At 60.2% G+C, this 10,566-nt stretch carries 6 protein-coding genes; 3 read left to right on the top strand and 3 right to left on the bottom strand.

Going from position 1 to position 10,566, the window contains the following annotated elements; genetic code table 11:
- Positions 1 to 90: 90 nt before the first annotated feature.
- Both carA and IT585_15120 read right to left on the bottom strand, forming a co-directional pair.
- Entirely contained in the window at positions 91 to 1,272 is a 1,182-nt protein-coding gene (carA, locus tag IT585_15125) for a glutamine-hydrolyzing carbamoyl-phosphate synthase small subunit (GenBank protein MCC6964583.1), read from the bottom strand.
- A gap of 167 nt (positions 1,273 to 1,439) precedes the next feature.
- Entirely contained in the window at positions 1,440 to 4,562 is a 3,123-nt protein-coding gene (locus IT585_15120; GenBank protein ID MCC6964582.1) for a VCBS repeat-containing protein, read from the bottom strand.
- A 363-nt stretch (positions 4,563 to 4,925) separates the two neighbouring features.
- Between IT585_15120 and IT585_15115 the strand changes: the two genes are divergently transcribed.
- A complete protein-coding gene (locus IT585_15115; GenBank protein MCC6964581.1) occupies positions 4,926 to 6,254 on the top strand; it encodes an NCS2 family permease in 1,329 nt (442 codons plus the stop codon).
- Between the two features lie 30 nt (positions 6,255 to 6,284).
- On the opposite strand, the gene IT585_15110 is transcribed toward IT585_15115, so the two are convergent.
- Positions 6,285 to 6,470 carry a hypothetical protein gene (locus IT585_15110; GenBank protein MCC6964580.1) on the bottom strand — a complete coding sequence of 62 codons (186 nt, stop codon included), beginning with the start codon at positions 6,468 to 6,470 and terminating at the stop codon, positions 6,285 to 6,287.
- 485 nt (positions 6,471 to 6,955) lie between these two features.
- Here IT585_15110 and IT585_15105 point away from each other — a divergent pair, with 485 nt between their 5' ends.
- Both IT585_15105 and IT585_15100 read left to right on the top strand, forming a co-directional pair.
- Positions 6,956 to 9,901 carry a VCBS repeat-containing protein gene (locus IT585_15105; protein MCC6964579.1) on the top strand — a complete coding sequence of 982 codons (2,946 nt, stop codon included), beginning with the start codon at positions 6,956 to 6,958 and terminating at the stop codon, positions 9,899 to 9,901.
- Between the two features lie 118 nt (positions 9,902 to 10,019).
- Positions 10,020 to 10,566 (top strand): saccharopine dehydrogenase NADP-binding domain-containing protein (locus tag IT585_15100; protein MCC6964578.1); only part of this gene is annotated, 547 nt, incomplete at its 3' end.

Below are 10,566 nucleotides of genomic sequence, written 5' to 3'. Positions count from 1 at the left end.
GCCTTGATTGCCTGCGTGCCGGAGTAGTCGAATTCGCAGGCCTGGCCGATGACGATCGGGCCGGAGCCGATGACGAGGACGCGGTTGAGATCAGAGCGCCGGGGCATGGGTCGATTTCTCACCGCGAAATTCGCGCATCAGGTCGGCGAAGCGCAGAAACAGGTAGTGGGCATCATGCGGACCCGGGGCGGCCTCGGGATGGTACTGCACGGAAAAGGCGGGAACGTCCAGCAGACGCAGACCTTCGACGGTCTGATCATTCAGATTGATGTGGGTGATGGCGGCGCGCGAAGAGCCGAGCGAGTCGGCGTCGACGGCGAAGCCATGGTTGTGCGCGGTGATTTCGACGCGGCGACTGGCGGTGTCGAGGACGGGGTGATTGCTGCCGCGATGGCCGAACTTGAGCTTGTAGGTCCTGGCGCCGCAGGCCAGACCGAGCAGTTGATGGCCGAGGCAGATGCCGAAGATCGGCACGCGTCCCAGCAGTTGGCGGATATTGGCGACGGCATAGTCGAGCGGGTCGGGATCGCCGGGGCCGTTGGAAAGCAGGACGCCGTCGGGCTGTGCCGACAGAATCTGCTCAGCATCGGTGCGCGCCGGCACGACCGAGACGCGGCAGCCGACGTCCACCAGACTTCGCAGGATGTTCCACTTGACACCGTAGTCGAGCACGACGACGTGGAATTGCGGTTGAGTGGCAGCGGCAAAGAGGTCGCGTTGTTGCCAATCGGGGCTGAGGGCAATCGAGCTTTCGTCCCAGGCATAAGGATTGATCTGGGAAACCTGAGAGGCGAGGTCGCGTCCGGCCATGGACGGGAGATTGCGCGCGCGTTCGATCAGCGTCGCGGCGGGAATATCGATACTGCCGAGCACGCCGCGCATGGCGCCGCGCGAGCGCAGATGGCGGACGAACATGCGCGTGTCGATGCCTTCGAGTCCGGGGATGCCGCGTGCCGCCAGGTACTGATCGAGCGTGTAAGCGGCGCGCCAATTGCTGCAGATGCGGCTGCACTCCTTGACGATGAGCGCACTCAGGAACGGCTTGCGCGATTCGGCGTCGGCACGGGCGATGCCGTAGTTTCCGATCTGGGGATAGCTCATGACGACGATCTGCCCGGCATAGGAGGGATCGGTCAGGATTTCCTGATAGCCGGTCATGGCGGTATTGAAGACGACCTCGCCGTCGGCGTCGACCTGTGAGCCGAAGCGCCGCCCGACAAAACGCCGACCGTCTTCGAGGACAAGCTGTGCGTCAGGGTGCCGGCGGTTCATGCAGAAGAACTTCGTTGCGTCGAGTTAACTCGATATGAAGGGTTAGTGCCTGCTTCCGTGTCGCGCGAAGGTAGAGAATTGGCGGCGGGCTGTCAAGGCGACACTCTGAAAAAAAACAACCGGAAGCAGCAAGGCTGCTTCCGGTTTGAAAGGGCAATCGTACGAGGCTACTTGCAGGTCGCACAGGGCGCCGGGCCACCGGAAAAGATGTAGGTGATCAGGTACACCGCATCGGAGATACTGATCGCGCCGCTACAATCTGCATCACCGGACAAAATGGGGTTGGGCGCCGGGCCGCCGGCAAAGATGTAGCTGATCAAATAGACGGCATCGGAGATGTTTACTGCCGCGCTGCCGTCGGCATCGCCGCAGAGATAGTCACCCTGAGTTTTGAAGGACCAAGTCACCCCGGGGGTCAGAGCGCCGAGCAGGTCTTTGGTGTCGATGCGCCACAGATAGGTTTGATTGCCGACCAGCGGTCCGGGAGTATAGGAGGCGGCCGGCTGATTCGGACTAATGAGATTGAGGGGCAGTGACGTGCCGAAATAGACGTCGTAGTATACCGGATCGCCGGCATCGGGGTCGCCGCCGGTCCAGGTCATGGTTGGCGTCAAGGCGACGCCGGTCGCGCCATCGGCCGGGTTCGGATTCGAGGCCTGATACGGCGCCTGGTTCGGCGAGGCCTCGGTGCCGCCGGAATAGCAGACCAACTCACCGTTACGGCCGCCGATCACCAGTTCGTAGGAGACGTCGCCGACGACGTCGGGAATCGCGTGCGCGGCATCGACCGGCGACTGGAACGGCACGCTCATGAGGGTCGAGCCGTTAAGGCCGCTCATGAAAAAGGCGTAGTTGTTGGAGTAGAGCGTGCCGAAGACGACGTCGTTGTGGCCGTCATCATCCAGATCGTTGGTGGCGGAGACGCACCAGGGTTTGTCGGGGATCGACTGCGACCAGATGAAGGAGCAGTCCTTGCCGCTGAGAGCATTCGCCGTGGGCGAGGTATGGGCGGGCATAATGTCGACGTAGCCGTCGGCGTTGACGTCGCCGATCGGAACCAGGTTGAGCATCGAGCCGAGGGCCGACTGTTGGTAGAGCATGGCGCCGGTACGGGCGTTCAGGATTTCAGCGACGCCGGTGGTGTAACTGAAATCGCCGCTCATCAGGTCGGCGGTACCGTCGCCGTTAGCGTCGTTGAGCTGGGCCAGCGCCCAGACGGAGGAGCCGGAGACCGGGTGGGTCCAGAAGATCGCACCGTTGGTGCCGTTGATGCCGTAGACGAAGCCCTGGGTTTCGTCGGCATTGGAAGCGCCGGCAACGGCATCAGGTTTGCCGTCGCCGGTGAAGTCGGAGGCGCCGATGACGCTGAAGACCGGGCCGTTCAGCAGGCATTCCCAGATCGGCACGCCGGTCAGACCGTTCAGGCAATAGGCGCGCCGGGGGCCGATACCGTCGGCGTCATCGCCGGTGGCGGCCAGCACATCGAGCGAACCGTCGTTGTTGTAGTCGAAGCGAGCGTCGACCTGGTAGATCCAGCCGCCGTCGCCGTAGTTGGTAGTATAGTGCGTCCAAATCGTATTGCCGAGCCGTCCCGAAATGGCCGCGATATAGCGTCCGCCCCAGGAGGAACCGACGACGACGTCGGGATAAGTGTCTTCATCGATGTCGGGGATGACGATCAGGCTGTTCTGGTTGTAGATCGAACCGGCGGCGAGCGCATGCTCCCAGATGATATCGCCGGCGCCGGAGGCATTGCCGTTAAAGGCGCGAACGAAGCCGTCCTCTGAGCAGACGATGACATCGGGCATGGCATCGCCGTTGATATCGGCGATCGGCATGATCGCTTTCGGGCTCGGATCCCACCCGGTGGTGATCATGAAGCTCCAGAGGGTGTCGCCGATCGAGTGCTCCTGAATAGCGCCGGCACCGTCCAGATCAAACTGGAAGGGGCTGGTGGGATCGTTGCTGGTGATGATGATCGTGGTCTTGTAGATGATCGGCGCCTGCGGCCAGAACCAGAGCGGGACTCTGACCGTATCGAGGGGATCGACGAGCAACGGGTAGGTGACGCGGCTATCGATGTAGAAATTCGCGTCGGTCGAACTGATGTCGCTGATCGAGAGGACCTCGGTGCCGGTGTTCTGGATTTCCATGGTCCAGAGCGGATACGAACGCACGCGGACGTTGCCGTAGTCGTGCGAGTTCGCCAACGGGAAGACATCGGGGCCGGAGTTGACAGCGAAGCCGGTCAGGGTCAACGGCACCGTCGGGGTGATCAGGTCATTGCAGTAGACCGTGACGGTTGCGGCCAATGGACCCAGGAGAGTCGGCTCGTAGTTGATTGCGATGCTGTCGCCGCCTGAGACCGGGATTGTCAGCGGGAAGACGCTGGGACAGGTGATGTAGGGCGAGCCACTGATCTTGACGCTGTCAACGACGAGACTGGCCGTCCCGAGATTCTGAATTACGCAATTCCAGGTGGCCTTGGTGGTCAAGACGACTGAGCCGAAGTCATGGCTGGTCGCCGGGATGTCGATATCAGGTGTGCCGCCGCCGGAGAGATCGATCTTGTAGAGCTTGTCATAGCTGCTGGAAGCGCCTTCGTCACAGTACCAGAGGTACTGACCGTCCCAGACGATGCCGGCCGGATCAACTGACTCCGAAGAGTGGCTGTCCAGCAGCGCGCCGGAGGCGGTGTCGACCTGGTACAGCTTGTCGCCCCAGTAGTCGGCGATCCAGAGTGTGCCGTTGGCGAGACACAAGTCCCAGGGCTGGTTGTCGGGCGCCTGGAATTGTTTAAGGACAGTGCCGGCACTGTTGACCTTGTAGACCTGGCTGGGGTCGGGGTAATAGCGCGTGACCCAGAAGTTGCCATTGTCATAGGCGATACCTGAGATGTAAGTGGCGGGCAGGTTGAACTGCGCGCCGGGGACGCCGCTGAGCGAGAACTCCATCGCTTTGGCAGGTTGCGAGGAACTCGGATGATCGGTCGTCCAAAGATCAGTGCCGTCAAAGGTCAGGCCATAGGCGTCGGCCTGTGGGCCGGTGCATTGAAGCACGTAAGAACCGTTCGCCGGGTTGATGCGGTAGATGTTACTCCCGGCGGTTCCGTAGATGCCGCAATAGAGATTAGTGCCGTCCCAGGCGAGCCCGGAAGCGTCGTTGGGGATCTGATAGGTGGCGACGATCGTCCAGGCGTTCGGCTCAGCCGTGCCTTGCTGGAAAAGTAATCCCAATGCCAGGATCGTGGTCATGCCGACGATCATGGCAAACCGTAACGCTTTGCTCATAGAATTTCTCCCTCCCGAGCCGAGTTGGACAAGACGGGATATGTTGGACAAAAAGACCTTGATTGAAGTATGCTATTTAAATCTAATATAGAACGGTCAGCGGGGTTGTCAAGGGGTGTAATCCGTCGAAGGCAGGGGAATCGATCGGCCGGGGCACCGTCAGAACCCGTAAGTGGTTACGAATGGGAAAGTTGAGTGTTGATTCGGGGGAGTGCGCAGCTTTGAGAAATTCGGTCTGGTCATTCGCAAGGATGTTGGTCGGTTTGACCTTCGCTATAATAGACGACGACACTCGCGCCGAAAACTGGAGCCGGCATCAGATGAGACAGTGATCACTGGTCGCAGGGGGACATTTTAATTGAAATGTATGGCAGATGGTCTATCTTCCGGTCCGTGGAACGGTTCTTTCGATTTGCGGAATTCGGAACGACCTACCGGCGCGAGACGCTGGCCGGCATCACGACCTTCCTGACCCTCGCCTACATTATCATTGTGAATCCCGCCATTCTGGCGGCGGGAGGGATTCCGCGCGAAGCCTCGACGACGGCGACGATCTTGGCGGCGGCGTTCGGCACCATCGTGATGGCGTTTTTGGCGAATCGTCCGTTTGCAATTGCGCCGTACATGTGCGAAAACGCATTTGTCGCTTACACGGTCGTGGGAGTGATGGGTCTGACCTGGCAGATGGCGCTGGCGGCGGTGTTTCTGGCGGGAGTGATTTTCATCATCCTGACGGTGACCAAATTGCGCAAGAAGTTTGCCGAGTCGATCCCGCTGACTTTGAAATACAGTTTCGCGGTGGGGATGGGGATTTTCCTGGCCTTCATCGGATTCAACGAGACCGGGCTGGTGCGTCTGGGCGTGTCGGGGGCGCCGGTGACGGTCGGGGATATGACCAATCCAGCCGTGTTGCTCGCGATATTCTGCATCATCCTGATCGGTGCGTTGCTGGCGTTGAAGGTACGGGGCGCAATCTTGATCGGCATGTTGGTCACGACCGGATTGTACTTCATCATCATCCCCGGCTCGCTGCCGCAAGGGATTGTCAGCGCGCCGCCGAGCCTGGCGCCGGTGTTCGGCAAACTGGATTTGCGGGGCGCGCTGAGTGCGACCGGGATTGCCGTGGTGGTGATGATTTTTGTGATGGCGTTCGTCGATACGATCGGCACGCTGCTGGGATTGTCGGCGCGGGCGAATTTGCTGGATGACAAAGGCAATCTGCCGGATATCGACCGGCCGATGCTGGCGGATGCAATCGCGACGACAGTCGCACCGGTGCTGGGGACAACGACGACCGGGGCCTACATCGAATCGGCGGCGGGAATTGAAGAGGGCGGGCGTACCGGATTTACAGCGCTGGTGGTGACGGGATTATTCTTGCTGGCGCTCTTCTTCTCGCCGCTGTTGACGGCAGTGCCGGCGGCGGCTTACGGCTCGGCCTGTATTATTGTCGGGTCGTTTATGATCGCCTCGGTGCGCAGGATCGATTTTGACGACTACACCGAATTGATCCCGGCGTTTCTGACAATCACGCTGATGAGCTTCACCTACAACATCGGCATCGGCATGACGACCGGGTTCATCGTCTGGCCGTTGCTCAAGCTGTTGACCGGGCGGGTACGCCAGGTCAACCTGATCCAGTGGCTGCTGGCGGCGCTGTCGCTGGTGTTCTATTTACTGCATCCGTTTTAGAGGTTCTCGCTCAGCCTCTCCTCATCGCCGTTATTCATCAAGTTGTTTCTTGAGCAATTCGATACCTATTCGCAGCCGGCGAAGTTCCGCCGCCGGATCGAGGGCGGGCGACCGCTCCGGCGATCCAACTCCGGTCGCGGGCGGTTGATCAAGGGCATTGGCTGCCCCGATCGTTTTGGCGATGCTCTGCACCCTGCCGCACGCTTGATTTCGCAACGTGCGATCCATCAATAAGATACCGACAGCAGCGCCCGGAGAAGAGGCCGGCGCACCGAGCGGAAATGCGAGTGCAGAAGACTTGCGGAAAGGAACTGAACTGAGGTTGCGAACAGCCCGAAACGTCAATTGACAATAGCGAGAAAAATGTCGATTATGGTGATGTAGGGACTCATTTCGACTCAGGGGAATGAAAGTCCGGCAGACGTAGGCGGGTCTTTCTACGTCGCTGCCCCACTCTCATCTTCCGTTGCTAAATACTGCCCGCCTTCACATCGAAGGGAGCGGATTGCAGTCCCCACGGATTTGAGTCATACAAGCGGAGGGTGGCAGAAATGCGCAATCGACGAATTAGGAGCCTGAGACCATCACTGTTAGCGCCGGTATTGGTGTTGGTCGCAGGGTTGGCCGCCGGTGCCGGAAATTCATCGGTGTCTTCAGGGCCACCGGGATCTGAACAAGATCCGACGCAGCTGGAATCGTCAATGGTTCCGCGTTATGCGAGCGAGGATGACTTGATTGAAGTGATCTTCGCACCGGAACTAAAAGTGCGGATGCGGGGAGGAAAGGCGGTTGAGATCGCGGGGCGATCACTGCGTGCGGTGGAGGCAGTTCTGAGCGGCAAAGGCGTTCGCGAGTGGCGTCGCAGTTGCGGGATTGGCGAAGAACGGCTGGACGAAATGCAGGCACAAGGGGAGCAGAGTACCGGCCAGGAAGTTCGCAACCTCAACAACATCTATCGCGTTCGCTTAGAGGGCAAGCAAGACCTGTGGCAACTCTGCCGGGAGCTTGAGGCGTTGGCCGAGATCGAGTGGGCGCGGCCGGTGCCCAAGCCGATGCGGCCGCCGATGGTGCCGCCGCCGTTCGACACCGGCCAGGGCTATCTGCGGCCGGCGAGTGCGACACCCGTCGGCATCGACGCGCAGTATGCCTGGACGCAGACCGGCGGTACCGGCACCGGAGTCACGGTGTGCGATCTCGAATACAGCTGGAACTACAATCACGCGGACGTCACGAAAGCGTCCGGCTCGCAGATCAACAGCAACGTCGTCGACCCGTTCACTGATGACAATCACGGGACGGCGGTGATTGGCGTAATGTGCTCCGACAACAACGGCTGGGGGACGACGGGGATCTGCTATGGATCCGCCCTGAAAACCTGCGGGACGTACTATGGGAGCCCGGCGCCGGAATGGAATGTCGCCGGGGCGATTGCGTTAGCGGCAACGCAGCTCGATGCGGGGGATGTGATACTGGTGGAGCAGCAGTGGGACTACAACGGGGTCGGGCAATATATCCCGATCGAGTGGTGGGGGGATGTCAACAACCAGAGCTGGAATCCGGTATTCACGGCGATCGTCAACGCGGTCACGAACGGGATTCACGTAGTCGAAACGGGAGGCAACGGAGCCTATAACACGGATATGCTGAACTGGCATCCCAACGGCTCCGGAGCGATTATCGTCGGCGCCGGCGGCGCCTATCCCGGCGGAACGTACACCGAAGGCGATTTGCAGCGACTGTCGTTTTCCAGTTATGGCGGCCGCTTTGATCTGCAGGGCTGGGGTGAAGATGTCTTCACAACCGGCTACGGGGATGCCTACAACAGCGAAGGCGCGAATTACGCCTTCACCAAAACCTTCGCGGGCACATCGAGTGCGGCGCCGATCGTTGCCGGCGCCGTGGCGAGTTGTGTCGGGCGATGGAAAGGAATTGGCGGACACGGCCGGACGCTGACGCCGGCGATCCTGCGCAGCGTACTCAAGAACACGGCTACAGCACAAGTCACACCACCGGCGGGAAATATCGGCGGCCGTCCCAATCTGCAGGCAGCCTTCGCCCAGATCGCTACGCCGCCGGAATGGAATGAGGTTACCCCCCGCATCTTGTCGCGCTACGGATCGATCGCAGCAACATCATGGGCCGACTACGACAACGATCAGGACTTTGACCTGTTCCTGACCATGATGTACGACCCCGACTCCAGCCACCTGTTTCGCAATGACGGTGGGACATTCACCGAGGTAACCCCGAGCAATATGGGAACAGCAGCCACGGGGATGCTGGGGGTCTGGGGCGATTACGACAATGACGGTGACCAGGACGTTTACATTTCACGCAACGACAATCGCGCCAACAAACTTTACCGCAACAACGGTGGCGGCGCCTTCACCGACGTTTCCAGTGCGCCGCTGAATGACGGCCTTAGCAGTGCCGGCGCCGCGTGGGTCGATTACGACACGGATGGTGATCTTGATCTCTGTCTGTCGCAGTTGTCGTCAGCCAACAAGCTGTTTCGCAATGACGAGACTTCGGGATTCGTCGATGTCGGCGCCGGACCGTTGAACGATACGCTGCAGACCCAGATGACGGCCTGGGGTGACTACGACAACGATAACGATCCCGATGTCTATCTGGCGAATTTCAATGGTCCGAGCAAACTCCTGCGCAATGACAACGGGACATTCACGAACGTCACGCCGTCGGCCCTGGCGATCGCCTCGCACAGTTACTCCGCGGAGTGGGGCGACTATGACAACGACGGTGACCTCGATTTGTTCGTCGCCGTTTACTGGTCGGGCTTGAGCAATAAACTCTTTCGCAATGACGGTGGCGGTACCTTCACCGATGTGACTCCGGCGGTGATGAACGATTGGTATTACACGATGGGTTGCGCCTGGGCGGACTACGACAACGACGGCGACCTGGACCTCTACGTGACAAACGGTGCCAGTGAGCCGAATCAACTCTATCGCAACGACGGCGCCGGAGTCTTCGTCGTCGCCTACAGCGGTGCCCTGATCAATCCGTTGCAGGACTTGGGCTGCTACGGCCGCGGCGGCGTGTGGGCTGACTTTGATCGCGACGGCGACCTGGACATGTATCTTGCCAATACCTACGGCTCCAGTTGCCGCAGTCGGTTGTTCCGCAACGAGGTTGGTGATGACAACCACTGGCTGCAGGTTAAGGCGGTGGGTACGATTTCAAACAAGAGCAGTATCGGGGCGCGGGTGCGAATTGTCACAGGCGGAGAACAACAAATTCGCGAGATCACGACGGTCTCCGGTGGCTGGAATCAGAGTCCGCCCCTGGCGGCATTCGGAGTCGGTGCGGCGACCACAATCGATTCACTGATTGTGCGTTGGCCGTCCGATACCGTGCGGGTCCTGGTCACGGTGCCCAGCGACACTTTGATCACCATCTACGAAACCGAGCCGAGCTATGTCTGCGGCGATGCCGACGGTTCCGGCGCGATTTCGATTTCGGATGCGGTGTACTTGATCAACTATATCTTTGCCGGCGGGCCGGCGCCTGATCCGTTGCTGTCCGGCGATGCCGATTGCAGCGGCGCCGTCAGCATCTCGGATGCGGTCTACCTGATCAATTACATTTTCGCCGGCGGGCAGCCGCCATGTGCCGCTTGCCCGTAGCAACTTGAGAGAGAACACAATCCGTGTGGCCTGAGGTGGATGGGATCGAATGGGAAAGAGTTTCGATTTCACAGTGTCCGTGGCCATTTAGACATTCACAAATGGAAGGAGTTGCGCGATGAAAGCCCTCGTGTTTGGAGGCTCCGGGAAAATTGGATCGGCCGTGGCCTGGGATTTGGCCAAAGACGACAGCATTACAACGATCGGGATTACCGGTCGCCGACTGGATGCGCTCGAGAAGGTCAAGCAGTGGATCGGGAGCGACAAGATTGTCCCGATCGTGGTGGACGTCAACGACAAGGCGGCGCTGGCGGAAGTGATGCGCGGCTACGACGTCGGTGCGCTGGCGATGCCGGACCGCAAGACGAGCTACAAGGTCGCCCACTGCGCCGTCGAAAACGGCCTGAACATCGTCGACATGCTCGAGGAGTACCACCGGCGTCCGGACGCCTACGAAGTCGAGGGATTGGAGTTGCCCGCCGGGATGACGCTCGATGAATACGGCGACTGGATTCACGAAACGGCGATCAAGAACAACGTGACCTTCATCGACGGCATGGGTTTCGCGCCGGGGCTGAGCAACGTGACGCTGGGCGAGGGGATGCGCAAGATCGACAAGTCGGAGATCGCGGTGGCGCGGGTCGGCGGGATTCCCTCCAAGAAGG

The sequence above is a fragment of the Candidatus Zixiibacteriota bacterium genome (genome assembly GCA_020853795.1).
Classification (GTDB): Bacteria; Zixibacteria; MSB-5A5; order CAIYYT01; family CAIYYT01; genus JADJGC01.
The sequence above is the reverse complement of the archived record's forward strand: the minus strand, read 5'-3'. Positions and strand labels throughout refer to the sequence as shown.